21 protein-coding genes are annotated in these 25,164 nt (G+C 53.7%); 17 read left to right on the top strand and 4 right to left on the bottom strand.

Annotation, left to right across the window (positions count from 1 at the left end):
• Positions 1–154 precede the first annotated feature (154 nt).
• Positions 155–2,188: a conjugal transfer protein TraG gene (locus TH25_RS23520; protein WP_114090705.1), complete on the top strand. Its 2,034-nt coding sequence runs from the start codon at positions 155–157 to the stop codon at positions 2,186–2,188.
• 10 nt (positions 2,189–2,198) lie between these two features.
• Here the strand turns inward: TH25_RS23520 and TH25_RS23515 are convergent, their stop codons facing one another.
• Positions 2,199–3,701, bottom strand: a complete 1,503-nt coding sequence (locus TH25_RS23515) for a hypothetical protein (protein ID WP_114090704.1) — start codon at positions 3,699–3,701, stop codon at positions 2,199–2,201.
• Between the two features lie 320 nt (positions 3,702–4,021).
• Between TH25_RS23515 and TH25_RS23510 the strand changes: the two genes are divergently transcribed.
• From TH25_RS23510 to TH25_RS23450, 13 genes are all read left to right on the top strand, one after another.
• Positions 4,022–4,423, top strand: a complete 402-nt coding sequence (locus TH25_RS23510) for a ribbon-helix-helix domain-containing protein (protein WP_114090703.1) — start codon at positions 4,022–4,024, stop codon at positions 4,421–4,423.
• A complete protein-coding gene (gene trbB / locus TH25_RS23505; protein ID WP_114090702.1) occupies positions 4,420–5,400 on the top strand; it encodes a P-type conjugative transfer ATPase TrbB in 981 nt (326 codons plus the stop codon). Before TH25_RS23510 ends, trbB begins: the two co-directional genes overlap by 4 nt.
• 13 nt (positions 5,401–5,413) lie before the next feature.
• Entirely contained in the window at positions 5,414–5,749 is a 336-nt protein-coding gene (locus TH25_RS23500; RefSeq protein WP_114090701.1) for a TrbC/VirB2 family type IV secretion system protein, read from the top strand.
• Positions 5,749–6,018 (top strand): VirB3 family type IV secretion system protein, encoded by a 270-nt coding sequence (locus TH25_RS23495; RefSeq protein ID WP_114090700.1) that lies wholly within the window; start codon positions 5,749–5,751, stop codon positions 6,016–6,018. Before TH25_RS23500 ends, TH25_RS23495 begins: the two co-directional genes overlap by 1 nt.
• Positions 6,012–8,462 (top strand): conjugal transfer protein TrbE, encoded by a 2,451-nt coding sequence (trbE, locus tag TH25_RS23490; protein ID WP_114090699.1) that lies wholly within the window; start codon positions 6,012–6,014, stop codon positions 8,460–8,462. Before TH25_RS23495 ends, trbE begins: the two co-directional genes overlap by 7 nt.
• Positions 8,459–9,169: a P-type conjugative transfer protein TrbJ gene (trbJ, locus tag TH25_RS23485; protein WP_114090698.1), complete on the top strand. Its 711-nt coding sequence runs from the start codon at positions 8,459–8,461 to the stop codon at positions 9,167–9,169. Before trbE ends, trbJ begins: the two co-directional genes overlap by 4 nt.
• Positions 9,170–9,186: 17 nt before the next feature.
• Positions 9,187–10,521, top strand: a complete 1,335-nt coding sequence (trbL, locus tag TH25_RS23480) for a P-type conjugative transfer protein TrbL (RefSeq protein WP_114090697.1) — start codon at positions 9,187–9,189, stop codon at positions 10,519–10,521.
• The gene (gene trbF, locus TH25_RS23475; RefSeq protein ID WP_114090696.1) at positions 10,522–11,229 is read left to right on the top strand and encodes a conjugal transfer protein TrbF; all 708 of its coding nucleotides are present in this window, start codon (positions 10,522–10,524) and stop codon (positions 11,227–11,229) included.
• Positions 11,230–11,234: 5 nt separating this feature from the next.
• On the top strand, positions 11,235–12,224 hold the full coding sequence (trbG, locus tag TH25_RS23470) for a P-type conjugative transfer protein TrbG (protein ID WP_114090695.1): 990 nt from the start codon (positions 11,235–11,237) through the stop codon (positions 12,222–12,224).
• Positions 12,214–13,395 (top strand): TraB/TrbI/VirB10 family type IV secretion system protein, encoded by a 1,182-nt coding sequence (locus TH25_RS23465; protein WP_114090694.1) that lies wholly within the window; start codon positions 12,214–12,216, stop codon positions 13,393–13,395. Before trbG ends, TH25_RS23465 begins: the two co-directional genes overlap by 11 nt.
• Before the next feature lie 2 nt (positions 13,396–13,397).
• Positions 13,398–13,649 (top strand): DUF2274 domain-containing protein, encoded by a 252-nt coding sequence (locus tag TH25_RS23460; protein WP_071240715.1) that lies wholly within the window; start codon positions 13,398–13,400, stop codon positions 13,647–13,649.
• 186 nt (positions 13,650–13,835) lie between these two features.
• The gene (locus TH25_RS23455; RefSeq protein ID WP_114090693.1) at positions 13,836–14,738 is read left to right on the top strand and encodes a type IV toxin-antitoxin system AbiEi family antitoxin domain-containing protein; all 903 of its coding nucleotides are present in this window, start codon (positions 13,836–13,838) and stop codon (positions 14,736–14,738) included.
• Complete coding sequence (locus tag TH25_RS23450; protein WP_220151492.1) at positions 14,731–15,645, top strand: nucleotidyl transferase AbiEii/AbiGii toxin family protein; 915 nt, start codon at positions 14,731–14,733, stop codon at positions 15,643–15,645. The genes TH25_RS23455 and TH25_RS23450 overlap by 8 nt, the downstream gene beginning before the upstream one ends.
• Positions 15,646–15,877: 232 nt before the next feature.
• On the opposite strand, the gene TH25_RS23445 is transcribed toward TH25_RS23450, so the two are convergent.
• Together TH25_RS23445 and TH25_RS23440 are read right to left on the bottom strand one after the other, a co-directional pair.
• Positions 15,878–16,390: a PIN domain-containing protein gene (locus tag TH25_RS23445; protein WP_114090691.1), complete on the bottom strand. Its 513-nt coding sequence runs from the start codon at positions 16,388–16,390 to the stop codon at positions 15,878–15,880.
• A gap of 3 nt (positions 16,391–16,393) precedes the next feature.
• Positions 16,394–18,868, bottom strand: coding sequence for an N-6 DNA methylase (locus tag TH25_RS23440; RefSeq protein ID WP_181847818.1), 2,475 nt, complete (start codon positions 18,866–18,868; stop codon positions 16,394–16,396).
• Between the two features lie 1,189 nt (positions 18,869–20,057).
• Here TH25_RS23440 and TH25_RS23435 point away from each other — a divergent pair.
• Positions 20,058–21,104 carry a CBASS cGAMP-activated phospholipase gene (locus TH25_RS23435; RefSeq protein ID WP_220151491.1) on the top strand — a complete coding sequence of 349 codons (1,047 nt, stop codon included), beginning with the start codon at positions 20,058–20,060 and terminating at the stop codon, positions 21,102–21,104.
• Positions 21,101–22,537: an SMODS domain-containing nucleotidyltransferase gene (locus tag TH25_RS23430; protein WP_114090689.1), complete on the top strand. Its 1,437-nt coding sequence runs from the start codon at positions 21,101–21,103 to the stop codon at positions 22,535–22,537. Before TH25_RS23435 ends, TH25_RS23430 begins: the two co-directional genes overlap by 4 nt.
• Here TH25_RS23430 and TH25_RS23425 read toward each other — a convergent pair.
• A complete protein-coding gene (locus TH25_RS23425) occupies positions 22,534–23,265 on the bottom strand; it encodes an endonuclease I family protein (protein WP_114090688.1) in 732 nt (243 codons plus the stop codon). The two genes, TH25_RS23430 and TH25_RS23425, sit on opposite strands and share 4 nt — an antisense overlap.
• 49 nt (positions 23,266–23,314) lie before the next feature.
• Here TH25_RS23425 and TH25_RS23420 point away from each other — a divergent pair, with 49 nt between their 5' ends.
• A complete protein-coding gene (locus tag TH25_RS23420; RefSeq protein WP_147253085.1) occupies positions 23,315–24,895 on the top strand; it encodes a BUD32 family EKC/KEOPS complex subunit in 1,581 nt (526 codons plus the stop codon).
• The last annotated feature ends 269 nt before the right edge of the window (positions 24,896–25,164 follow it).

Here is a 25,164-nt window from a genome sequence, read left to right as displayed (position 1 = left end):
CAGTTAAAGGTTAATGAGTTCTGACCCTAGGCCATCTGGAAGGCGTTGCAGTGCGTAAATAATCAGGTATAGGTCCGGTTTCTGCTTTACCCACATGATGATCTTCTGACCGCCATTGCGCGTTGTCGCGCTGCAGGAAATGGCGAGATCAGATATGACCCCGACCAAGCTGTTGATTGGTCAAATCCTTGTTGTTTTTACCGTCATCATACTCGGTGTCTGGGGAGCAACCCAATGGTGTGCCGATATGTTGGGCTATCAGGCACAACTCGGCAATCCTTGGTTCATTATTCTCGATTGGCCGGTTTATGAACCATGGAAGCTGTTTTCATGGTGGTATTTCTTTGAGGCCTATGCGCCGGAGGTATTCGATAAGGCCGGAATGCTGGCAGCCGGAAGCGGTTTCATGGGATGTGCTGCCGCAGTGGCTGGGTCCTTATGGCGTGCGCGTCATAGCCGGTTGGTTACGACCTATGGCTCCTCACGTTGGGCATTCCCGGGCGAAATCTCGAAAGCCGGCTTGTTTCGTCCTAAAGGTGTGTTTCTCGGTAAATATCTGGGCAGGTATCTCAGGCATGACGGGCCGGAGCATGTAATGGCCTTTGCGCCAACGCGTTCGGGCAAAGGTGTCGGACTGGTCATCCCAACACTGTTGTCCTGGACCGGTTCAGCTGTGATCCACGACATCAAGGGCGAAAACTGGCAACTGACGGCTGGCTGGCGCGCCAAATTCTCCCATTGTCTGTTGTTCAATCCGACCGATCCCCGCTCGGCGCGTTACAATCCCTTGCTGGAGGTGCGTAAAGGACCTGACGAGGTCCGTGATGTACAGAACATTGCGGATATTCTGGTTGATCCGGAGGGTGCACTGGAACGGCGGAACCACTGGGAGAAAACCAGTCATGCGCTTCTGGTCGGCACCATTCTGCATGTGCTTTACGCCGAGGAAGAAAAGACATTGGCGCGCGTAGCAACATTCTTATCCGATCCGCGTCGTTCTTTTTCGGCCACTTTGCGCCGGATGATGGCAACCAATCATCTGGGGACGCCGGATGATCCGAAGGTCCATCCGGTCATCGCCTCGGCAGCACGGGAAGTACTCAACAAATCCGAGAATGAGCGATCCGGCGTTCTGTCGACGGCGATGTCCTTTCTCGGGTTGTATCGCGATCCGACGGTGGCGATGACGACGGCAGCGTGCGATTGGCGGACCGCCGATCTGATGGATGCCGACAAACCGGTTTCGCTCTATCTGGTTATTCCGCCATCGGATATCTCCCGAACTAAACCCTTGGTGCGGCTGGTGCTTAACCAAATCGGTCGACGGTTGACAGAACACCTCGAAGGCGACCCTGCCAAAGGACGCAAGCATCTATTATTGATGATGCTCGACGAGTTTCCAGCACTTGGGCGGTTGGAGTTCTTCGAGACGGCCCTGGCCTTTATGGCCGGCTACGGCATCCGGGCTTATCTGATTGCACAATCGCTTAATCAAATCTCGAAGGCCTATGGCGAGAACAATGCCATTCTGGATAACTGTCATGTCCGGATCGCATTCTCGTCAAACGATGAACGGACTGCTAAGCGGATTTCAGACGCGCTTGGCATGGCAACGGAACAACGGGCGATGCGCAACTATGCGGGCCACCGGTTGGCGCCTTGGCTCAGCCATGTGATGGTCTCGCGTCAGGAAACGGCGCGCCCGCTTCTGACCGCAGGTGAGGTGATGCAATTACCGCCCAAGGATGAATTGGTCCTGATTTCCGGGCTTTCACCGATCCGGGCCAAGAAGCTGCGCTACTACGAAGATCGGAACTTCACGTCCCGTATTTTGCAGGCGCCGGTTCTTTCAAACGTAGAATATTCGGACAAACCGAACGCACGCAAAGACGACTGGTCAGGACAGGTACGCAAAATGGATGAACGTCTGTCCGGTACAGGTCGTGATCCTTCCGTTTCCGGGAATGCCGATGAGGGTGGAATGCAGCGGCAACGACATCCTTCATTGTCCGAAGAACAGAAGGTGACCGAACCGGAGCTGACACAAGCTGATTTGCCCGGATTGCTTGATGAAGATAGCGAGGTCGTTGCCGACAAACGGGTGATTGACCGATTGTCAAAGCCTGCACGCGTTTATGGGCTGAATGAGGCTTTGGGGCCGGACAGAGATTTGCTTGATGGTCTCTAATATTCCACGGTTAGTAAGGAGGCAGATAGTGTTTCTCAAACGCAGTAATAAGCCCTTTATCCTTTGTCGATTTACACAAGTCATACACATCTTGATTCAGTTTGAAGCCTAAACTATATCGGGTTGCCTTTGTCGATACCTGTGCCGTTTTAATCATTGCAATAGCTTCATCAGACAGAATGCCCGTAGTCCAGAACTCAAACTTTATATCCAGATTTTGCCAGTCCGGATGCACTTTCACTGCTTTATAAATTACCGGTACATTATGTTGTAGCCATCGTCGTACTTCTGTGTCCGGTATGATCCCACGAGGACTATATCCTTTACACTCAATGAACCTGACCGAGATGTTATCTGTTATTATCACAACATCTGCTTCAGCCTTTTTGCCGCTTTGGTTTTTATAAATCTGGTTCATCCTCACTAGGGACGAATAGTTTTTGCGAGCGACTTCGGCTGCAATGTACTCAAACAATGTCCCTCGTAGCTGATTTGCTGCCCCTTCGATTTTTCCCAGTGCTGCAAACAGTCGTTCAAAACGCTCGGGATCTAATGAATGAGAAGCAGCATCATGTAAAACCGAAGTTAATTCACTCAGCCCTTTGGCGACATCTTCTCCAAAAAGGCTTTCTGGTGTTGCAGGCATAATGCCGTTTTGCTTAAGAAGACTAAACGCCTCTTTCTCGTAGCGGTTCGCTATGAATATCTGCATACAGGGGCCGACATTCCGCAATGCACGCAATGTCTTGCATTTGTTTATAAAAGGACGACTTCCAGGCTCTGTGATCGTGTCGCCCAGATAAACGTCTGCAGCGACGAAGCCCGGCTTCACTTTTTTGTCCTTACCGGTTTTGATTAGACAACCAAGGTAGGACGGTGCGGTAAGGTCCCATACAAATGTACCAACCTTCGGAGCGTGGGTAGAGCTACGAATAGTGACCTTGTCGAAGCTTACGATGCCCAACTTTCTGAGCCAGTCTTTTACGGCGAGGAGCAAGATGTTCTCTGTAATCAGTCGAACACGGGTGTCCGCAGCTAGACTATTGTAATGCTCCTCCGACTGAACAATGCAAATACAGTCACCCAATCCGTTTACCTGGATCGTTTGCAGTAAACCTGCTTCTTTCAGGCGTTGCATAATGGTTGCGGGGGACAAATGTCGCGACTGTTTGATCGGTGCTCCGCATACTATGGGAAACTCCCATTCCGGAACAAAACCTTCGCGCTGTATCAAAGCGGCAATTGCATATCCGTATGCGCTGTTTGTGCTAAACAGCGCATCTACCAGTTTTCGCCAGTAAAGAGGTGATCCAAACTGGTTCTCAAGATACATGAAACGAGCTTTTCTCGCGAACGTAACATACCCAAGTCGCCGGATATTCCCAGAGGCCCGTGATACCCGTTTCCGGGCAGCCGCAGCACTAATGCCGAGGGATTTCTCAAGATGCTCGCTGATCGTTCCTGATAGTGCAGGGCCAAAATCTTCAAGATACGTTTCAATGATATCCGTCATGGCATTTCTTTGATGTCACACAGCGCTATTAATATCATGAATACATGACGTGGGGTTTCAATTTTCGATGCAGTTGTTTACCTGTTGATTTCATTATGTAATTTTCCGTGTTCCTTGGTGAAAATCAGGTTCATGTCACAATGGTCTGTCTTGCTCTCAGGGTTTTGATAAGTTCTGTCAACATATTGAAACATCACCTTAAGGACGTGAAAGCGAGATTTATGCGTTGAATGTTCCTTGAGCGTAATTGGGGGCCATAAGAGATTTCCCGCTCTTCCTCCATCCTTCCCTGACCTTTTCCGCTAATCAGGGCAGGGGCAATGAAGCCGCGACACAACATCTATATCGATGCTGATACCAGTGCCGAGCTTGAAGTACTGGCGGCACGTCCGGGGACCTCCAAATCCGCGATCATCAGCGATGCCCTGCGTCATTATCTCCGCCATCGCGGTGCCAATGCCCTTGACGAGGCTTTCCGTATCCGTCTGGACCGCCTCAGCCGGGAGAGTGCGCTGGTTCGTCGGGATATCGACGTTCTGACCGAAAGCCTTGCGTTTTTCGTGCGGCTCTATCTCACTTTCAACGCCCATACCCCGGTGCCGGACAAGGCCACCCAGGCGGTGGCCAATGAGCGCTACCAGAAATTCATCGAACAGGTCGGCCGCCAGATTGCGGGTGGACGCAAATCGTTCGAGAGCGATGAGACGGAGGCGGAACAATGAACACCGTCTCCGAGCAACGCCGCCGTGACATGCTACGCTCCGCACTGGGCACCCCGATCTCTGAAGCGCTCAAGGATCCGGCCGTGATCGAGATCATGGTCAACCCGGATGGCAAGCTGTGGCTGGATCGGCTGGGGCAGGGCTGCATCGATACCGGGATGGTTATTCACCCGGCCGAGGCCGAACGGATCATCCGTCTGGTGGCATCGCATATTCGCACAGAAACCCATGCCGACCAGCCGATCGTGAGCGCCGAACTCCCGGCCCAAGCCAATGCCGTCGGTGGCGAACGTTTCGAGGGACTATTGCCACCGGTGGTGCGAGCCCCCTGTTTTGCCATCCGCAAACCGGCTGAGCGTATCTACACACTCACCGATTATATCCGTGACCGGATCGCGCTGCCGCTGCAGGCCGATGCCCTGCGCAAGGCAGTGCGTGATCGCAGGAACATCCTGATCGCCGGCGGCACCTCGTCGGGCAAGACAACGCTGGCCAATGCGCTGCTCGCCGAGATCGCCGATTGCGAGGATCGTGTGATTCTGATCGAGGATACGCGCGAACTGCAATGTGCCGCCCGCGATTGCGTGGCTCTGCGCACTCGACGCGATGTGGTGTCGCTCTCCGATCTGGTGCGCTCGACCCTGCGTCTGCGGCCCGACCGGATCATTGTCGGCGAGGTGCGGGGACCGGAAGCACTCGACATGCTCAAGGCCTGGAACACGGGTCACCCCGGCGGGCTTGCGACCGTCCATGCCAATTCTGCACATGCCGCCCTCTATCGCATCGAACAGCTGGTACAGGAAGCGGTCACGGTCGTACCACGTCACCTGATCGCCGAGGCGATCGATCTGGTGGTGTTCATCTCCGGACGAGGTCCGGCGCGCAAGATCGAGACCATCGCCACGCTCAATGGCCTGGATGGCAATGGCGACTACGCCCTGACCCCGCTCACTCTTCCCCGACTGCAATCGATATGAATGGAGGAAACTCATGTCCGCAAGACATTGTGCCCCGCCACGCACTCTCCTGTCGGCTTTCTGTCTGGCGGCAGTAACACTGATCGTTCTGGCACCCGATGCCATGGCTGCCGGTTCGGGTATGCCGTGGGAAGAGCCGTTGCAGCGCATTCTGGAATCCGTTCAGGGACCGGTGGCCAAGATTGTTGCCGTGATCATTATCATCGTCACCGGTCTGACGCTGGCCTTTGGCGAAACCTCCGGCGGGTTCCGGCGCCTGATCCAGATCGTGTTTGGCCTGTCGATCGCCTTTGCGGCCAGTTCCTTCTTCCTGTCCTTCTTCTCGTTTGGCGGTGGGGCGCTGGTCTGATGCGTGATGATCGATCCATTGAGGGGGTTGACATTCCGGTGCATCGGGCACTGACCGAGCCGATCTTCCTCGGTGGCGCTCCGCGGTCGGTTGCAATCCTCAATGGCACTTTCGCGGCTGCCATAGGGCTTGGCCTGCAGCAATGGGTTGCCGGGTTGGGGGTGTTTTTTATAGGTCAGACGCTGGCGGTGTTTGCCGCCAAACGCGATCCGGATTTTTTACCGGTCCTCGCCCGCCATCTGCGCCAGAGGAGATGGTGGCGATGCTAAACCTTGCCGAATATCGCAACAAGAATGCGTGTCTCGCCGATCTCCTGCCATGGGCAGCTCTGGTTGCACCGGGGATTGTGCTGAACAAGGATGGCAGCCTTCAGCGGACATTTCGGTTTCGCGGCCCCGATCTGGAAAGTGCCACCGAGGCCGAGTTGGTCGGGTTCTGTGCGCGGGTCAATAATGTGCTCAAACGTCTTGGCTCGGGCTGGGCGCTGTTCTTTGAAGCAAACCGAAGTGAAGCCGAGACCTATCCGGTGTCTGAATTCCCCGATCCCGCCTCATGGCTGGTCGATGAGGAACGCCGGGCGGCCTTTGCCGAAGCACGTCAGGGCGCACATTTTGAAAGCCGCTATTACCTGACCTTGCTGTTCATGCCGCCCCCCGACATCCAGTCACGCGGCACAAAGCTGTTTGTGGAAACCGGCCGGAAGGAAGAAGGACGGAACTGGCAGCTGGAGCTGGAACGGTTCACCGAGGATACGGAGCGGGTGCTGGACCTGCTGGCAGGCTTCATGCCCGAGGTTGTGCCACTTGATGACGATGAGACGCTGACATTCCTCCATGAAACCGTCTCGACCAAACGCCATCCGGTACATATGCCCGAGATTCCGGTCTATCTCGATGCCATCCTGGCCGACACGCCGCTTGTGGGTGGGCTGGAGCCGATGCTGGGTGATTGGCATCTGCGCAGCATCACCATACTGGGTTTTCCCGATACGACCCGTCCCGGCGTGCTGGATGCGCTCAATCATCAGGATTTTGCCTATCGCTGGGTGTCGCGTTTCATGCCGCTGGATCGCACTGACGCCAACAGGGTTCTGACCCGGCTTCGTCGGCAATGGTTCGCCAAGCGCAAATCGGTTGCTGCCATCCTGCGTGAGGTGATGACCAATGAAGCATCAGCACTTGTTGATAGCGATGCGGACAACAAGGCGGTGGATGCCGATGCTGCCCTGCAGGCGCTGGGCGGCGATCATGTCGGGTTTGGCTATTTGACCGTCACTGTCACGGTCTTTGATCGCGATCTTCAGGCGGTTGAGGACAAGATCAGAACGGTGGAGCGCATCGTTAATGGGCATGGCTTCACGACTATTCGCGAGACGGTTAATGCGGTGGAAGCCTGGCTTGGCAGTCTGCCGGGGCATGTCTATGCCAATGTCCGCCAGCCTCTGATCCATACGCTTAATCTGGCCCATCTCACACCACTCTCGGCGGTATGGGCCGGACCGAGTGGTAACGCCCATCTCTCCGAGGTTACCGGGCAGTTCTGTCCACCATTGTTTTATGCACAAACCTCGGGAGCAACCCCATTTCGCTTTTCCACCCATATCGGCGATGTCGGCCATATGCTGATTGTCGGGCCGACCGGGGCGGGCAAATCGGTTCTGCTGGCCCTGATGGCGATGCAGTTTCGCCGTTACCCCGATGCGCAAATCTATATGTTTGATAAGGGCAACTCGGCCCGCGCTGCGGTGCTGGCCATGGGCGGGGAGCATTATCCGCTCGGTGCCAGTGAAGGCCTGTCTTTCCAGCCATTGCGCGAGATCGACGATCCGGCGACCCGAAGCTGGGCGGCGGACTGGATCGCGATGCTGCTCGATCATGAGAAGGTCCGGGTCACCCCCGAGATCAAGGACATGGTCTGGTCAGCCCTTTCCAGTCTGGCAAGTGCGCCGGTCTCGGAACGGACGCTCACCGGACTTGTCATGCTGCTGCAATCCAATGCGATTAAAGCTGCATTGCTGCCCTATACGCTGGAAGGCCCGCTTGGCTATCTGCTTGATGCCGCTGAAGACCGGCTAACACTTTCCGACATTCATTGCTTCGAGACAGAGGAGTTGATGAACCGGGCCGGGGCGGTGCTGCCGGTTCTGACCTGGCTGTTTCATCGGCTCGAAGCGCGGTTTGACGGTCGCCCCAGCCTGCTCATTCTCGATGAAGCCTGGGTCTATCTTGATAACCCGCTGTTTGCCGCGCGCATTCGTGAATGGCTCAAGGTTCTGCGCAAACGCAATGTCTCGGTGATCTTCGCCACCCAGTCACTGGCCGATATTGCGGACTCAACCATTGCGCCAGCCATCATCGAAAGCTGCCCGCAGCGGATATTTCTGCCCAATGACCGGGCCATCGAGCCGCAGGCCAGAGAGGCCTATGAGCGGTTCGGTTTGAATGGCCGCCAGATCGACCTGATCGCCCAGGCCACACCCAAGCGTCACTATTACTTGCAATCCAGACAGGGCAACCGGCTGTTTGAGCTCGGGCTCGGCCCGGTCGCATTGGCCCTGTGTGGGGCCTCGGACCCGGCCACCCAGAAACGCATCGATCAGGTTCTGGCCGATCATGGACGTTCTGATTTCGCCCAACACTTCCTTGAAGCCAGAGGGTTGGAATGGGCCGGGGATCTGATCGGGCAATTTTTCCGAACAGGAGAAGCCTCATGAAACGCATCATGTCCAAAGCCCTTCCATTTATTATGCCGGTTCTGTTCTGGAGCCATGTGGCCCTTGCTGCCTGGCCGGTCTTCGATGCCACGAACTTTGCCCAGAACATCCTGCAGGCCAGCCGGGTACTGGAGCAGATCAACAATCAGATCCGTTCGCTTCAGAACCAGGCGACCATGCTACAAAACATGGCGCGCAATCTCGAACGGCTGGATTATTCCTCCGCCAGCCAGATGATGAGTGCGCTCGACCGGATCGATGGCCTGATGATGCAGGCTGACGGGATCGGGTTTGATGTTGCCGAGCTCGATTTGCAACTCGCCCGGCAATATCCCGACAGCTACGAGGAAACCCTCAGGGCCAGTGACGTCGCGACTGCGGCGCGCGAACGCTGGCAAAACACCATGACGGCCTATCGCAAAAGCCTGCGTTTGCAGGCCGGGATTGCCGGCAATATCCAGCAGGACCGCCCGTTGCTCAATGATCTGGTGGCGCGAAGTCAGGGCGCTCCCGGTGCCTTGGCCGCCCAGCAGACGGCCAATCAGTTGCTGGCGCTTTCGACCAAACAGCAGATGCAGATCCAGTCGATGCTGATCGCCCAGCAACGGGCGGAAACCCAGGATCGGGCGCGCAAGGCCCAGAGTGAGGAAAGCGGACGGGCTCTGACCCAACGCTTCCTCGGTACCTCCAGTGTTTATGACGAATAATCGGATCGGGTTCGGGTATGGATGACCTTGGCATCATCGATCGCTTTATGGAGGTATTTGGCCGCTATATCGATAGCGGCTTCGGCCTGCTGTCAGGTGATGTCGGGTTTCTGACCTCGATCCTGATCGGGATCGATATCACGCTGGCCGGTCTGTTCTGGGCGCTGGGTGGCGAGGACAACATTCTCGCCCGTCTGATCCGCAAGGTGCTCTATGTCGGTACCTTCGCCCTGATCCTCAATAATTTCCAGACCCTGACCGGGATCATCTATGCCTCGTTTGCCGGACTGGGCCTGCAAACGGTGCCGGGAAGCCTGACCGCGGATGATCTGCTGAGACCGGGCAAGATTGCCGCGACCGGCTATGAGGCGGCATGGCCGCTGATCGCGCAGGTCGGCAACCTGGTCGGTATTCCCGATCTCTTCGTCAATGCCCTGACCATCTTCGTGCTGTTGCTAGCCTGGTTCCTGGTGATCATCGCCTTCTTCATCCTCTCGATCCAGCTCTTCATCACGGTGCTGGAGTTCAAGCTGACAGCACTTGCCGGTTTCGTACTGGTGCCGTTCGCGCTATGGAACAAGACCGCCTTTCTGGCCGAGCGCGTACTTGGCAATGTCATCTCGTCAGGGGTGAAAGTGATGGTGCTGGCCGTAATTGTCGGGATCGGCTCTACCCTGTTTACAAGCTTCACCAATACCCTTCAGGGACAGGAACCCGATATGGCAGCGGCCATGTCGATGGTGCTTGGTGCTTTGGCACTTTTGGGGCTGGGCATCTTCGGGCCGGGCATTGCCTCGGGGCTGGTCTCTGGCGCACCACAACTCGGTGCCGGGGCTGCGCTTGGAACCGCAGGAGCTGCAGTCGGAGCGACGCTTTTGGTCGGAGGTGCCGCTTTGAGTGGTGTCGGGGCGGTTGCCGGGGGCGGTCTGGTTGCCCTGCGTGCGGGAACCGCACTTGGTGCGGGTGTCACAACGTCCTTTCAGGTGGGACGTGCCGCCTCGGGAGCAACTGGTCTGGCCGGGACTGCTGCCGGTATGGGCGGTGTTGCCCGTGCCACCGGTGGCAAGGCGACCCAAACCGTGCGGTCAGTGTCGGATCGCGCCGTCAAGACCCTGAAGCTGGAGGCCGAGAAGGGCAGGGCAGCGGCCTGGGCCGCTACGGGGGGTACGCCTGCCGGATCGGCAAGCTTTCATCCAGCCAACAGCAATAGAGCAACAGCACCCGACTGGGCGCGACGTTTGCGTCATGAGCAGAATATGCGGGCGCATCGGCACTCGACCACGCAGGCTGTGCGCGATGGTGATCGCCCCGGTTCTGGTGCCAATCCGTCTCTCGATGAAAAGGGGGAATAGATGCCGTTTAAAAGATCCCTGCAACGCTATGGCACGACGCCTGAACCCGAAACGCCCTATCAGAGGGCCGGTCAGGTCTGGGACCAGCGCATCGGATCTGCACGTGTTCAGGCCCGGAACTGGCGGCTGATGGCCTTTGGCTGTTTCGCACTGGCCTGTTCCTTGTCGGGCGGGTTGATCTGGCAATCCCTGCAAAGCCGGGTGGTGCCCTATATCGTCGAGATCGATCATTTCGGCGAGGCAAGAGCGATTGCACCGGTCGCGCCGGACTATCAGCCGACCGATGCGCAACTCGCCTGGTATCTGGCCCGCTTCATCAAACTGGTGCGCTCGGTTTCCACCGATCCGGTGCTGGTGCGGCAGAACTGGCTGGCAGCCTATGATTTTGTCACCGGTCAGGCCGTGCAGTTCCTCAACGATTATGCCAATCGTAATGATCCCTTCGCCGAGATCGGCGAGCGCAGTGTGTCGGTCGAGGTCTCAAGTGTGGTGCGCGCATCCGATCAATCCTTTCAGGTCAAATGGCAGGAGCGCATCTATGAGCGCGGTGCCCTGATGCGCACAAGACGCTGGACCGCCATCCTGACTGTCATCTCGAAATCACCGGCCAATGCCGAAGAACTGCGCAAGAACCCGCTCGGGCTCTATGTCCGGGCGATCGACTGGTCGCGCGAGTTCGACACATCCTCTCCCGGATCGCAGGAGTAATGCTCATGAAACACAATGCGATGATGCTTACCTGTTCTATGATGGTGCTCACTGCCTGCAAGGCGGGGACACCGCCGCCTGCGATCAGCTATGATCGGGCCAGCTTCAAAGAGGCGACCATTAAAGCGGAGCCCGCACGTCCGGTCGAAATCGTCGAGGTTCCCAAACCCTTGCCCCTGCCTGGGCAGTTGATGCCGTTGTCAGGCCAGCCACCGGCAGACAAGCTCTCACCGGAACAGCGGGTGGAGACGGCGAATACAGCAGCGCTTCTGGAGCCGTCAAAACACGGATATGTCAACGCCGTGCAGGTCTATCCCTATAGCGAGGGGGCACTCTATCGCCTCTATGGCGCCCCGGGGCAGGTAACCGATATTGCCCTGCAGCCCGGTGAACAGCTTCGCGCCGTATCAGCCGGAGATACGGTGCGCTGGGTGATTGGCGATACCACCAGCGGATCGGGCGACGAACAACAGGTTCACATCCTGATCAAGCCCTTCGCGCCGGAACTCAAGACCAATCTCATGATCGCCACCGACCGACGGACCTATCATCTGCAAATGATCAGCACCGCAGAAGCAGCCATGGCGGCGATTTCCTGGAGCTATCCGCAGGACCGTCTGGTGATGTTGCGCCGGAACAATGCCGAGGCTCATGCCGCACAACCGGTTGATCGCAATCTGGCGCTCGAGAATATCCGTTTTGGCTACGAGATCGAAGGAGACAATCCGCCCTGGCGGCCAATCCGGGCTTTCGATGATGGACGCAAGGTCTATATCGAATTCCCCGAACGTATTGATCGGGGCGAGGTGCCGCCATTGTTCGTGATCGGTGCCAATGGTGATACGCAACTGGTCAATTACCGCAAGCGTGGCACCTATTACATCGTCGATCAGCTATTCCGGGCGGCTGAACTGCGCATGGGCACCGACCCGCAGCAGGTGGTGCGGATCAGGCATCTCGACGCTTCCGGTGGGAGAACTCGCGATGACGGATAGGTCGGAGGAGAGTTTTGAACTGCACGGTCGGCCCGATGCCCGGATTGTCCGCTTCCGGCGCAGTATCGTGATCGGGGTTACCGCACTGGGATCGGGCGCCCTTCTCGGGATCGCGATGATGGCCTTGCAAACGCCGTCCCTGAAAAACGCCAACGCCAATGACGAGCTTTATCATGCCGGGCAGCAGGCACGACCCGATCAGTTGGAAAACCTGCCCAAGGATTATTCCGATATAAAGCAGGACGTGCCAAAGCTCGGGCCACCCTTGCCGGGTGATCTGGGGCGTCCGATTGTGGCGGCCCAGCGTGCCCAGGGAATGGATGTCACATCCGGTGAGCTTTCTCTAGCCGAGCAACGACAGGCTCAACAGGCGATTGATGCAAGGGAGTCCGGTGTGTTTTTCTCGCTGGCCAATGCGGTGTCGTCTGAACGACCAAATAGTCAAGCTTCGGAAAATCGAGCGACGATAAATGGGGATGTTGCCTCAGTAGCAGCCAGTCCTGATCCAAGTGCGGTGCCGGATGACCGGCAGCGCAAGCTCGACTTCATGCGCGCATATGACGATGGCGGGATTTACAATCCGCATCCTTTGGAAACCCCAGTCTCTCCTTGGCAGGTCATGGCGGGCAGCATCATTCCGGCCAGCCTGGTTACCGGGATCAATTCTGATCTGCCCGGTCAGATCATCGCCCAGGTGGATGCCAATGTGTATGACACGGTGACCGGATCAACAGTGCTGATCCCGCAGGGGGCCCGACTGATCGGGACTTATGACAGTGTGGTTGCCTTCGGGCAGTCGCGTGCGCTGGTGGTCTGGCAGCGCATCCTGATGCCTAATGGAACGTCGATCCGGCTTGATAACATGCCTGCCTCCGATGCTAGCGGTTATGCCGGGCTCGAGGATGAGGTCGATTATCATACATGGCAGTTGCTCAAGGGCATCTCGCTGGCGACCCTGCTCGGGGTCGGGACCGAACTGACGCTTGGCAGCGACGAGAGCGATCTGGTGCGCGCCATTCGCGAAAGCACTCAGCAGAATGTTGATCGGGCCGGGCGGCAGATCACCGAGAAGAACCTCAATATCCAGCCGACCATCACAATTCGTCCTGGCTGGCCGGTCCGGGTGATCGTCCAGCGCGACCTTGTGCTCAAACCCTATGGTGGAGAGTAAAGATGATGAAGCTTGCCAAGCTGCCCGATCGCAAACCGGTCAAACTGACGGTGACTGTTAATGCCGATCTGAACCGGAAGCTTCGGGACTATGCGACGCTCTATCGGGAGACCTATGGTGAGAGCGAGGCGGTTGCCGAATTGATCCCGTTCATGCTTGAAGCGTTTCTTGAGAATGATCGGGCCTTTGTAAGGGCGCGGAAGGAGGGGCTGAAAGGTGGTGCGCAGGAGGGGCGGCAAAGCAAATCGTCGTGAGTGATGTGGGTCAGGTGTCAGTCTCATATGATGCCGGGGGCGGTTTTACAAAAGCTCGACATTTGTGAATAACTGCCAAGCTTTTGTAACATCTCGATATAGGGGCGCTGCTCTCGGGATATTTTACTAAATCCTGATTTTGATGGTTAAAAGCCATCAAAAGTTGAGAAATTAAAAATTCAATTGATGATGTTTTCAAAAAATGCGATTTTGATGGTTATGAGCCATCAAAGAACGCCAAGATTGAAACCGATGCTGGAGCGGGTGCCACCCGGCTTTCTGGTTGATGCGGCATGGTTGAAGCGGTTTGGCGTCGATCCCAAATCGATTCATAACTATGCCGAGCGGGGGTGGCTGGAGCGGGTAGTCCGGGGTGTTTACCGTCGACCATTATCACGTGCAGATCATTCAGCCCGTTTGAACCGGAATTCCGCTCCCGATTGGCAGCTTGTTTTGCTGTCGATCCAGTCGGTCATGGAACATGAGGTCCATCTGGGAGGATTGAGTGCACTGACCTTCCATGGCTTCTCTCATTATCTGTCGCTGGGCAACAAAGAGCGTGTCTATCTCTATGGCGAGGTACCGTCCTGGCTCGCACGATTGCCGGGAGAAACAGAGTTTATTGTTCGCTCGACCAACCTGTTTGCGGATGATCCGGTCGGCATCGAGAACGTGGAACGTCCGCTCGAGAATATGAGCGGCAATACTGGTCCAACCATTAGTCCGTGGCATTGGCCGCTCAAGGTATCCTCACCGGAACGGGCGATCCTTGAAGCACTCGATGAATTGCCATCGCATGCGGGTTTTGACAATCTTGACATGATCTTCCAGGGGCTTGCCAATTTGCGACCGAAACATCTCATGACCCTCTTGCGCGCTTGTCAGAGCATCAAGGTCAAACGGTTGTTTTTCGTTTTTGCCGATCGTCACGCTCACGCCTGGCTGAAATATCTCGACAAATCTGAGATCGATTTGGGATCGGGGCCGCGCGCCTTGATCAAGGAGGGAAAAATACATCCGATCTACCGGATATCAGTCCCCACAGCGTTTATGCCCTCGGAGCAGGGGGAGGGGAGCCATAATGCGTGAGCGTTATGTCGAACAGGTCCGGCTGCTGATGCGCCTTCTGCCGGTGATTGCGCGAGAGGAAGTCTTTGCGCTGAAAGGCGGTTCGGCGATCAATCTTTTTTACCGAGATTTACCTCGCCTGTCTGTTGATATTGACCTGACATATCTACCAATCGAAGGTCGGGCGACGTCACTTGCAAATATTGATCAGGCGCTGGACCGGATCATTGCAGCGGCAAGCCGTGAAAACAGGGATGTACGGTTTCAGCGGATCGCTGGTGGCGGAAATCTCGAAACCCGGATCATGGCCACGCAAGGAACGACCAACGTGAAGATTGAGACGTCTCCGGTCATGCGTGGCACGGTTCTGCCACCGGTGTTGTACAAGGTATCGGATGCCGTGGAAGAGGCTTTCGGGTTTGCCGAGATGCATGTCCTTTCATTTGAGGACTTATATGCCGGGAAGCTGCATGCCGCCCTTGATCGCCAGCATCCGCGGGACCTGTTTGACGTCAAGCTGCTATATGAAAATGAAGGGCTGACTGATGATTTGCTGCGGGTTTTCCTGGTCTATGTCAGTACATCGGGACGACCGCCGCATGAGTTGCTGGCACCGGCACTTGTTCCGATTGAGGAACTGCATGATCAGGAATTTGCAGGGATGACGCGAGACGAGGTCAATCCCGTTGATTTGGAAAACGTGCGGTCGCGTTTGATTGCCGATATCCGAAATGCCCTCACAGGGGATTTTGCCCGCTTCCTGTTGTCGCTGCATGATGGAAAGCCGGATTTTAACCTGATAGGTTTGCCTGCAGCAGAACAGCTTCCGGCGGTTCAGTGGAAGCTTCTTAATCTGCGACGTCTTAAGGATGATAACCCGGTGAAGCATGCTGAATTGCGGAGAAGTTTGGAAGAGTTGCTTTCCTGAGATCTGTTGGATGCCATGTGATCGCCTGCCGATGTTCTTTCAACACCGCTTGTGAACGGGGAGCGCGCCAAAGGGGGAGGCCTTATCTTGAGCGGAACAAGTTGCTCTACGCCGAGAATCTTGCTTGCTTTCTCAGCGTACTCTCTTGTGATCAGGTAGTCTTATCGCGGATGGTAAAACAGGTGGACACGCCTAGACAACTAGGGTCTGGACCCATTAATGGGTCCAGACCCTAATATAATTGAAGACGAATGCTCGGGTCTGCCTGTCCAACGCGCTTGATCATCTTGTTGTCTGTTGAAAGAAAAATAAGGCTGCGCTCCTTTGCTTGAGCGCACATCCAAAGGTCGTTCTCATCAATGCCGAGAGACTTGCCGGTCGTTTCGTCTACCCAATCTTCGACAAAACGTCTGCGGCCTCCTTTTTTTGCCATCGCTCTGGGCATGAATTTTTTTCCGATAGCTGTTTTTAGTTCCGCGTAAGCAGTTGCTGTATGACGGCTTACGTCCAGAAGCGAATGTTCCCGTGCTCTAACCAGTCTTTGGCGTAATCCTGGAAGATTGCTTCCACCAAAAGCCTCGAAAAATTCAAGACCTGTTGTCATCTCTGCTAGCGCGACGACGGAGATATAGCGAAATTCTTTCTCAGTTAATTTCTCAACTGCCGCAAGAGTAGCGCTGTGTTTGTGGTGTGTAGGGTCCAAGTATGCAGACACAATATTTGTGTCGAGAAGATAGCCGTCCATGGATTACCAAGTTCCCCATTCACGGAGTAGGGCAGCTTCTTTATCTGGAAGCGGTTTTAGAATCTCAGAAATCCAAGCCCCCCTATCGTCAAATTTTCCGGAAAGGCGCTCTGATAGACGTAGACCTGGCCCTGGAAAAGCTTCATCCCAGTGAGTCCACCTGTGCTTAACGGGCCGCTTGAAACCGACAAAGTAAGACAGCAATTGAGCTTCGAGCCGTGGCGGCAAGTCGTAGGCATCAAGGACAGCGGCATCAATTTTGGTAAGCAATTTTTCTAGCCGCTCTTCGTTGTTAGTGAATAGTTCCACGTTGCCACACAAAGCGAGATATTCCTCTATGTGAGGGGCGGCAGCATAAGGCAGTGAAGGCGGAACAGGGATGTCATAGATAGCTCCTTTACGGATAACTTTCTGAGGGGAGTGGAGTGCAATAAAAGCATTGGCGACAGGCCCGTTCAGTAAAGCAGTAATTGCTAGCAACGACGCTCTATCCATCTTCTCGAGCGGCCAAAAACCGTAGAATTGCTGCGTGTAAAGCAACCCTGCTGAATCCAGTGATGCAGCCATTCTCCAAGGACCTCTGCCTCGTCTCCCAGAGTTGATAATTATTTTTGTCTCGTCCCACTCCTGCCCATAACCGACTCTTATATTCTCTTCCCGGTAATCCAGCCACACTCTCGGAGGGGTTTGGAACTGAGCAATATTCCGTCTGTTGTATACCCCTAATTTGTACCCTTCCTGTTGTTCTTCCGAAAATGCTTCAGACTGGGAATAGGTCCATTCTAGGCCGCGAGAGCCACGCATAATAGAGTCTAACTTCTTGTACGCCGAAAGGTATTCCCAAACGTCATTCAGGGGCGGAACCCATAGATTTCCAGACGCGTGGTCAGTCACATAACGTTTGACTTTACGGTGGTCTGTTGCCCGCCCCATTTTTAGAAAATCCAAGCGTTCTCGCCCAGAAACAGTTGTTCCGGTCAAGTGTGTGTAAAAGGGAACAGCGGCATTTTCTGGTCGAGGTTCGCGAGCTATCACTGCTGCTGCTTCAATGTCTGAAGCTCCGAATGTGCGGTCTGGAAGTTCAACGACTTCGACCTCTCCGAAAGTTTCCTCGATACGACGACGTAGCTTCGAATACTGGTTGCCGAGGATGAAGGGACGTGGAAGTACAAACCCTAAAGCCAGCGGTTTTGCATCAAGCGCCTTTGAAAGAGCCAGCATTGGCTTCGAATAGGTTTCATCTGGCAGGCTGTAGAGAGCACGTTCATCAGCCAGAAATGCCTCAAATGGTGGATTGCAAAGGATGACGTTTTTACCCCGCATTCTCTCGTCGAGGGTGTTCTTGGTATACAAGTCCGTTTCACGAATGTGCCAACCATTGTGGTTCGGGTAGTCGGCGAGTATCAGTGATAGCGTAGCAACTTCACAGGCAAACGGGTCTTTCTCATCCCCAGAGATATGGTTTAAGAGGAAGTCATGGCGCTCCCTTTCTGACCACCTTGATGGAAGGTTCTCTTTGATGTGACGTAGGGCAGACACAAGGAACACTCCTGCCCCTGCAAATGGTTCGTATACGTGAAGAGTTGCTGGGTCATGACGCCATAGTTCGAGGCCTCGAACTATATATTCCGCGACCTGACGAGGTGTAGAGTGGGTGCCGAAGTGTTTGCGTGTCTCAGGAGTGACTAGGGTGTTTTCATACACGAATGCCAAATCATCTGACGAAATATTGGAGAAATTTATGCCAGTTCGAAGGTGTTCCCATGCAGCAACGAAAGCGTCTTTGGTTTCTCCCCGCGGCGGAAGTGAGACGGCTCCCAAATTGTAATATTTTTCGATCCCAGACAAAACGGAGGACAGATTTGAGGTGTCCCAATCGGCTGAAAAATTATGCTCCCGATCCTGGAGAACTTTGGCCGCAAGCAAACGAAATACAGTGCGGAAAAGGATGCGATCATCCAGTTGCTTGCCGTCCATAACGGCATCCGCTGCCTCTAAAGCCTCAGCAAGCAAGCGGTCAAGCTTAACGTGAATTTCCCCTTCGATAGCGGGGAGAAGACCTGCGTCAACAAAATCTAGTTGGATCGGGATAGCCTGATCGACAGCACCAATGGACTTCGCTCTGCGGATGGCCTCTGGGTGCCAGTCTGAGCGGTGCTGGTCAAACAGCGCCGGAATTGCATCGGTCGAATAAGTATCTATTAGGCGCGGTGGCTTGTCTGGGTGGACCTGCCAAAGAGAAATATTGTCATCAATTACGAACATCAGGGGAGCACCCAGAGCACGGTGTTCCGTTACTACATCTTCCGGCCTGCGTCCCTTTCCTTCCGCAGCGGCAAATGCAGCCGAACGATATGACGGAGGTGTTTGAGTAAACACCGCAAGGTCCGCGTGTCGGGTTGACGTGTTTTGTTCGAGAACATCGGCAAAAGCATACCCTCTTCGGATAGCTGCGGAAGCATATCCGGTCTCTTCCACGCACTTTGCTATGAGGTCTATCGCCCTCATGATGCACCTTTAGATGTGGGGCGATCCTCTCCCCTTGCATTTTCCCGCGAGGCCTGAAGAGGCGTTGGAGGGAAGCGCAGTGTGCCCTGTTGGTCAGTCGGGCGGGCATCAACAAATCTAGCCTGAATGTGTTTGGTAATAGGCCTCAATGGTACTGAAATGCAAAGTACTCCGGACGGTGGCGGAGCAGAGCCCAACGCAAAAGTGATGTTGCCGCCTTGCATGTCGAAATCTATGCGCCCTCGTTCGAGGGTCGGCCAAGGAGTATTGCGACACACTTCAAACAGATCATTCGCCATGGGGGCAATTCCGCGAACTCTCATCTCAACTTCAGAGACCAGTACACGAACAACTGATACAGCTACCAAGTCTCCCGGCGCATAGCAGGCTCCTTGCCCCCGAACTTTGGACAGAGGTGGTAACACCCGCCGCCAGTGGCGATAGGTTTCCTGTGATATTTCAGTAATTTCGCGCAGTTGGCGAGGTGCGTATTGAGTCATGTGGTGTGCCCACCGGTTATCTTGTTGTTAGCAACAAGATGTCTGAGTTCTCACATTTTTTCAAGCACAGAACACGTATTTCGATAAATCAATCCAGAGCGTTGCTGCATAATCCTGGTGGTCGTGGTGGACGGGAGGTAGTAGGCTCCCAAAACCCCATTAACGACTGCACCACAACGTTGGTACACAAAATCCTTGTGAGGCGTTCTTGTGATTGAATGTTTTCAACGCTTTAGGTAGTCGGACAAGTTGGTCTTCTGCTGAGAATCACTCTCCCGCGTATTCCCGCCGATGTTAAATCAAAGGCAGTGGACCGTGACCTATTTGTCCCAGTTGGTGATAAGATGGTCCATAAAGTGATCAGTGCCAAGGCGGAAGTGGTCAAGGTTACCCGTGATCCGTCTGACGCGAAGATTCGCCATGGGGAGATTACCGGATACCTAGAGGGTATCTGGAAGCATCTCAGAGAAGACAAAGAGTAATTTAAGCAGGCCGTAGCCAGATAGGCCAAGCGTCTTGGTAGCATCCTTAGCCACAAACCAAGGGTCATCCCCAATGTTTATGGCGCGGACGTTATGCTTGTGGTTCGGACCTTTGGTTGGGCTGTGTTGAAGGTGAAGGCGGTCAGAGCTGAAAATTAAACTTTACTGATATGTATTTTGGGTAGTAAGCATGGTTGCATTATACAAGTAGATATAGGTGCTGGAGTGTTTGAGGGGCGATCTTACAGGATTTTGTCTATAGATGGGGGAGGCATAAGGGGTGTCTTTCCTGCTGCATTTCTGGCAAGCCTTGAAGAGGATGTTGATCAACCAATCGGCTCTTACTTCGATTTAATCGCAGGAACCTCTACGGGCGGTATCATCGCCCTTGGATTGGGCTTGGGCAAGACCGCCGCAGAGATACAAGAACTCTACGAGAAACACGGACCTGCGATCTTTGGTCAAGATAAAGGCACTGCTGCGAATATAGTTTTACGAAACCTGAAGAAGTTTCGACGAGTTATAAAGTCGAAGCATGATTCAGAGAATTTACACGATGCCCTGAAGGGGATTCTACAAAACAAGAAAATAGGCGAAAGCAAAACTCGTTTAATTATTCCAGCGTGGCACGCGGAGACCGAACGGGTTTACATATACAAGACCGCACACCATGAGCGCCTCCGAACAGATTACAAATGTTCAGCGGTGGACGCGGCAATGGCTACAGCAGCCGCACCTACCTATCTCAAGCCACACCTTACAGGTGATGGCGTGGAGCTTGTAGATGGAGGGGTATGGGCTAATAACCCGATAGGGGTTGCTGTAACGGAAGCTGTTGGTTTGCTCGGCTGGCCGCGAGACCAAATCAAGGTACTAAGCATCGGAACAATCAATGAAGTCGTCGCTCGGTCCCGTGGAACTGGCATCCTCTCGTTGGCGAGTGGATTAACCCGGTTGTTTATGGCTGGGCAGGCTCACAGCGCGTTGGGAACTGCGAAGATACTAACCGGAGACGGCCATCATGGTAAAAAGGCAATCTGGCGCGTAGACCAGAACGCACCACAGGGGCGTTACACGTTGGACGACACCTCGGTAATCAGAGAAATGGTTGGCCGTGCAAAGGTCGAAGCGAGAGAGCAGTTGCCCGAATTGCGGCGGCATTTTTTTTACGAGCCAGCCCCTGAATTTGTTCCAGTGTATCAACTTGAGGAGGCTATCTCGTGAAGCTGACGGCGCGATTTGATGATTTCTTGCGCGATACGGTCAACCTCAATCAGGCACGGATTGATCTACTGAGCCAGCGTGTTGATACGATAAAGAGATTCCTTCGCGACTCTGATTACGAGCCAAAAATTATACGTTTCGCCGCTCAGGGTTCTTGGGCGCATAAGACGATTATTAAGCCACCAACAGGGAATAAGGAATTTGATGCTGATCTGGTGGTCTACTTAGAACCGGTTGATGATTGGGACGCTGCCAAGTATGTGAACGAACTGCGAAGAGTGTTTCGCGCAAGTGCAACATATAAAGACAAGACGTCGCGGAAATCCCGTTGTGTGACCGTTGATTATGCGGGCGATTTCCATCTCGATGTTGTCCCGATTGTTGTTCGAGAACATTGGCTAGGCTCAGACACCTACGAGGTTTGTAACCGAGCTGAGAACTGCTTTGAGGCTTCAGATGGAGATGGTTTCAAAGAATGGTGGTCAGAGCAGAACAAAGCCGTCGGTGGCAACTATCTTATCAAGACCGCCCGTCTCCTGAAGTATTTGAGGGATACCAAGAGCACTTTCTCAGCAAAATCGGTGCTCCTAACAACCCTAATCGGTGAGCGTGTAGGCGTCTTTGATGGGGTCATATTTGATACTTACCCTGACCTGCCAACGACCCTCAAAGTAATAGTAGGTCGCCTAGATGATTGGCTTCAAGAGAACCCTGATCTTCCTGCGGTTGAGAACCCAGCACTTCCTGGTGAGAGTTTCACAAGGAAGTGGACACAGGAACAATATGATAATTTTCGCAATAAGATCTCACAATATCGCGAGTGGGTTGATGACGCCTACGGAGAAGAAGACCGTGACGAGAGCATAAAGAAATGGCGTAGGCTGTTTGGAGAATCTTTCGCTAAAGGTGAAGTAAAAGAAGCAGCATCTCGCCGATTGCGCGTCTTCGCTGATGCCATTCAGCAAGGAAAAGATTTGGTCTCGCTCGTAGAAGCGCGTGGCCGTCAAATCCTTACTCAAATGCCCGCAAACCTGCCTCAAGTTGTTTCCGTGCCCTACCGAAATGCCGCTAATCAAGTTCCTGTGCGCATTGTTGCTTATGAGCGTGCGGAAGAAGATGGTGCGGATTTGAGACCGCTAACTAGTGGAGATATGATACACCCCAATAGTGGCATTTATTTCCGTGCCGTGCAGCAGGCATCCGGGCTTCCGTTTTCGAAAGATTTCAAAGTCGAATGGCAGGTTGTAAATACTGACGAGGAAGCGGCTAACTCCGATTGTTTGCGTGGTGGGTTCTATCCATCAAAAGACATGAATAGTCGATACGAGCCGACAAAGTTTCGGGGGGTGCACTGGGTACAAGCTTTCTTGATCAACAAGAGAACACGCTTAGTTTGTGGGGTGAGTGATCGCTTTTTCGTGGTCATTGCCTAATTGCAATATGACTTCCAGATTACGTCAACCCATTCAGGATGATCGACAAATGGGTTACGGTTTCCTTGTATATATTCGATGCGATCATTCCTAAGACGCTCGAAATCTGAAGGCGAATACTGGCGGTTCCACTGGACAAGCGCACACAGATCCCCAATGAGGCCGTCCTCCGGGGAGGCCTCTTCCAAAGATACTACCTCAAGGTCTGGCATATTCCCTGGTTCTGTGTCTTCAGGTTCATACCTAACGGCCATGTAAAAGACCATTCTGGCAACTTGACCTTTTGCAATATCAGTCGGCTCAAAGCATTTCCTGTCTGAGTCGTACTTTGCAGAGGTTGGGCTAAACGAACCATCATTGTGCTTGTCGAATAACGGTTCTCCCCCTTGGCAGTAGGGGTAGTTTGAATGATAGCCATTCAACGTACGATCAGCGGGGCGCAAGTGATGAAGATCTGTATATCCGTACTGGGATTGCCGCCCAAGTCCGTAGCTCTTCGGGAAAACATGCTCACGATCCCAGCTATCAGGTGCAGATCTTCCTTGGTTTCTGTCTGAGACATTCCGAGTCAATCCCAGATAGAGAAGCTGAACATCACCACAGGTGGGGTTGTTCGCGTTACACGCCGAGTCTGTAAATAGCAACGCTTCCCAAACATCCAAGTCTTTTCCGTCACGTAGATCATTTCCTGAAGACGTGTACACCACTGCTGTCCAGTCCCCGTCCATCGTCTTTTCAGACCCTGTATTAAAGTCTGGGAGCGCAGTAACTACCGGGTTGGGTGTTCCGCTCGCATTGGGCGGTGGCTTTGCACTGACGTACACGATTGATGCAGGTAAGAAGTTTGCTGTCCGCTGCTTTCAACGAGATTCCTCTCACCTAGAAACTCGCTACGAGAAAATTAGTGCGGTCATTGCCAAGCAGACTTCAGGATACTTTGTTGGCTTTGAATACCAGAAAGATGGCATCCTTGTTGATGGTCAGCGCTACCCAATAGTCAAGATGGAGTGGGCACAAGGCGACACCCTTGGGTCATTCCTTGAGAAGAATTTCGGATCAGCCTCAGCTATCGACAAACTGCGGGCCGACTTTTTCACTATGGAGCAGAACCTCCGTAGAGCCGGGATTGCACATGGCGACCTTCAGAATGGCAACGTAGTCATATCTAATGGCTTGAAGCTAATTGACTACGATGGGTTGTTTGTACCTGGGCTTCCCATCGGCAAGGGATTTGAGACGGGTCAGAAGCACTTTCAACATCCTAAAAGGAGCGCTGCTGATTTTGGTCCAGAGATGGATCGCTTCTCGTATATTGTGATTGATCTAAGCCTTCAGGCGTTGGCGTCTCGTCCACAACTGTTCGATGAGTATTCGAACGGCCAGAACATCATTTTTAGCGCCAGTGACTATGCTGATCCCTCCAGCTCAAAAGTGTTCTCTGCTCTCCGTGCTTTTCCAGACCTGAAGCAAGCAGCCGAGAATCTTAGCAACATATGCTCATCTGCATTTAGGGATATCCCGACACTAGAAGATTTTCTTGTCGGCAAAAACATACCGAAAGCGGCAATTAAAGTTACAAGCACCACAGCTTCTCGCAAAGTTGTGCACGAATACATTGGTGCTTATGACGTTATCGATGCTTCGAACTACAACGCGGCACTGAGCCAAGTTGGCAACCGTGTTGAATTGATAGGAAAGGTTCTTGACGTTAAGGAAGGTCGGACGCGAGGCAGGAAGCCCTATATCTTTGTTAACTTCAGTGATTGGCGCGGGAACGCAGTTAAGCTCTCGATTTGGAGCGAAGGTTTGAAGATACTTCGCGAGACCCCGTCCGCTGCTTGGGTGGGGCAATATATTTCCGTAACCGGTTTAATCGATCCACCGTTCAAGAAGTCAACTTACTCGCACGTCGGTATCACAATTACAGAAGCTACTCAGATCAAGCGGATTTCGTCGGAAGAAGCATTGTGGCGCTTGGGTCGGGCAACTAGAACGGCATCAAATGGAGGGAGTGAGGGCCGCTTGACGGGAAATGATGCTATTCTCAGTCAGCTATCCCCCAATCGTACTTCTCTACGCGGATCGAAGGGCACAAGCCATAAACCGACAGCAGCTTCAACAACTAGATCGGCACAGGCTAACGCAAAGATTCTTCAACAAATTGGGGCAGGCAGTAGCACTCGAAGCTCTCCAACTTTCCCAAGCACCTCGAAGACATCTTACGGTCGAGCTGCGCCTCGTCAATCAAGTGCTGGAAAATATTCACCACAACAGCAACCAGAGAAGCAGTCCGGTACTTTGACGCCTATACTGTTCTTGGCGTTCATAATTATAGTGATATGGTTTGCGAATAGCTGAGGGGGATACCAGAGACAAAAAGCGGCGTAAATAATCAGCCCAGTTTCTCAAGGCCCCGCTTAACCTGCACAGCCTACTATTTTCTATCCCTAGCAGTTGTGATTGCCAAGGCGTACATCGTTCTCTAATGATGCTTGATTTGATCACGCTATCAAAGGCAAATCGTGCAAATGTCACACTTATTATTTAGCAAAAACGTGTGCCTGTCGTATTTGAGTGCGGTTCCTATGATCTTTTGACTAGGGTCCAGACTCATTCAAATCCAGTAG

The organism is Thalassospira profundimaris, from assembly GCF_003326755.1.
GTDB lineage: Bacteria > Pseudomonadota > Alphaproteobacteria > Rhodospirillales > Thalassospiraceae > Thalassospira > Thalassospira profundimaris_B.
Note: the sequence above shows the minus strand (reverse complement) of the source record. Positions and strands in the feature narration are given on the sequence as shown.

Excerpts from the sequence above, each read along its gene's own strand:
- TH25_RS23520 (WP_114090705.1), top strand. The coding sequence starts at position 155 with ATGACCCCGACCAAGCTGTTGATTGGTCAAATCCTTGTTGTTTTTACC.
- TH25_RS23515 (WP_114090704.1), bottom strand. The coding sequence starts at position 3,701 with ATGACGGATATCATTGAAACGTATCTTGAAGATTTTGGCCCTGCACTA.
- TH25_RS23510 (WP_114090703.1), top strand. The coding sequence starts at position 4,022 with ATGAAGCCGCGACACAACATCTATATCGATGCTGATACCAGTGCCGAG.
- trbB (WP_114090702.1), top strand. The coding sequence starts at position 4,420 with ATGAACACCGTCTCCGAGCAACGCCGCCGTGACATGCTACGCTCCGCA.
- TH25_RS23500 (WP_114090701.1), top strand. The coding sequence starts at position 5,414 with ATGTCCGCAAGACATTGTGCCCCGCCACGCACTCTCCTGTCGGCTTTC.
- TH25_RS23495 (WP_114090700.1), top strand. The coding sequence starts at position 5,749 with ATGCGTGATGATCGATCCATTGAGGGGGTTGACATTCCGGTGCATCGG.
- trbE (WP_114090699.1), top strand. The coding sequence starts at position 6,012 with ATGCTAAACCTTGCCGAATATCGCAACAAGAATGCGTGTCTCGCCGAT.
- trbJ (WP_114090698.1), top strand. The coding sequence starts at position 8,459 with ATGAAACGCATCATGTCCAAAGCCCTTCCATTTATTATGCCGGTTCTG.
- trbL (WP_114090697.1), top strand. The coding sequence starts at position 9,187 with ATGGATGACCTTGGCATCATCGATCGCTTTATGGAGGTATTTGGCCGC.
- trbF (WP_114090696.1), top strand. The coding sequence starts at position 10,522 with ATGCCGTTTAAAAGATCCCTGCAACGCTATGGCACGACGCCTGAACCC.
- trbG (WP_114090695.1), top strand. The coding sequence starts at position 11,235 with ATGAAACACAATGCGATGATGCTTACCTGTTCTATGATGGTGCTCACT.
- TH25_RS23465 (WP_114090694.1), top strand. The coding sequence starts at position 12,214 with ATGACGGATAGGTCGGAGGAGAGTTTTGAACTGCACGGTCGGCCCGAT.
- TH25_RS23460 (WP_071240715.1), top strand. The coding sequence starts at position 13,398 with ATGATGAAGCTTGCCAAGCTGCCCGATCGCAAACCGGTCAAACTGACG.
- TH25_RS23455 (WP_114090693.1), top strand. The coding sequence starts at position 13,836 with ATGATGTTTTCAAAAAATGCGATTTTGATGGTTATGAGCCATCAAAGA.
- TH25_RS23450 (WP_220151492.1), top strand. The coding sequence starts at position 14,731 with ATGCGTGAGCGTTATGTCGAACAGGTCCGGCTGCTGATGCGCCTTCTG.
- TH25_RS23445 (WP_114090691.1), bottom strand. The coding sequence starts at position 16,390 with ATGGACGGCTATCTTCTCGACACAAATATTGTGTCTGCATACTTGGAC.
- TH25_RS23425 (WP_114090688.1), bottom strand. The coding sequence starts at position 23,265 with ATGGACGGGGACTGGACAGCAGTGGTGTACACGTCTTCAGGAAATGAT.